Here is a 1,276-nt window from a genome sequence, read left to right as displayed (position 1 = left end):
TCTAAATAACGTTTCTTCCTGGTATTTTAGATAATTACGGTGATAAGACTCTTCCGTCACTGGTACCGCAAATTTCTGCTTCAGTAGTGCATGCACATTCTTAAACATCTTCTTGATGTTGTGAAGAGAGTACATAGAATAATGTAAACCGAAATTAAAGACAGCTTGCTCACGGTCACTATTTCTCTCTTTTGGTATATGCTGCGCAATAAGAGGGTAGATACCTTCTTTTGCTGCTGTATCGAGAATTTGATATTGAGATGTTTGATGCAATAGTTTCTTCAATGTATATACAATTTTCGTTGGATATCCTTCTTTTCGATCCACCATGTCACGTAGTCCGCGGATTACACTGCGAATTTGACGATGACAAGTATGCTTTAATACATGAATGAATTTATTCATGTCTGCAGATAGTTCACCGATATTCATCTCTTGTAGGACTGCTTCGATAAACTTCGCCTTTCGAGCATAGGTAGTTTTTGGTGTAAATGGATCCCTATGTTGTTCTTCCCCAGCTTCTTTCGAACATAAGAAGTCTGAATGGATAGACAGATATAATGTCGTATATCGTTTTGTATGCTTTACACCTTTTTGCATTTTGCAAATTTTGAATAGGGGATTCCCCGTACATGGTAATGCAGTTGTTAATTCCTCGATAACTGCACGGATCTGATGCGGATATTTTTTATGTAAGAATCGATACATCCCACCGAAGTGAGTTTTGTTTCCTCTTTCGTCCTGCTTGTCCAAAGAACGCTTTAATGTTGTTTCCGTATGTTGTTGCATCGCAATGTCTAAGAATAGTTTCTTAGCTGCTACAGATAGCTTAAAGAAATCCTTTGTAAATACAACAGGACTAATATATACGTACGGATTTGCTTTTTCTGTTTCCTCATTCATAAAATGAGTGAATTTGATTGTATATCGGCCATCTAAGCCATTTTCAATAGAGATTATGTTATGTAAGTTTAATTTCTTTAATGCAATATAGAATTGAGAGTGTTGGATATAAGAAAATTCTTCTTTATATTGCTTGTAATCTTCCCACATCATATGTATGGTTACATTTGGAATGACACCATTAGTAAAGCATTTCTTATGCAGATATAAGAAAACTTCGAGATCAGCATTTGTAATGCCGTATAATTTATGCTTTCTTCCCGCTTTTTCTGCAAGTGCAGACATCGTGCGACGTGAAAAAGATGGTTTGGCTTTTTCGACAAAGCCTTCTACGTCAGCAATACGTTCTTCGTATGTCATGTGCTGCAGAATA

General features: G+C 36.3%; 1 protein-coding gene. It reads right to left on the bottom strand.

The genetic code is table 11. The features are described 5' to 3' along the window. On the bottom strand, positions 1 to 1,275 hold a 1,275-nt coding region (locus tag CER22_RS31055; RefSeq protein WP_088610508.1), incomplete at its 3' end, for a hypothetical protein. Between the last annotated feature and the right edge of the window lies 1 nt (position 1,276).

Origin of the sequence: Bacillus sp. K2I17 (assembly GCF_002209985.1) — a bacterium.
In the GTDB taxonomy this organism is placed as follows: Bacteria; Bacillota; Bacilli; order Bacillales; family Bacillaceae_G; genus Bacillus_A; species Bacillus_A wiedmannii.
This window is presented reverse-complemented; position numbering and strand designations above follow the sequence as displayed.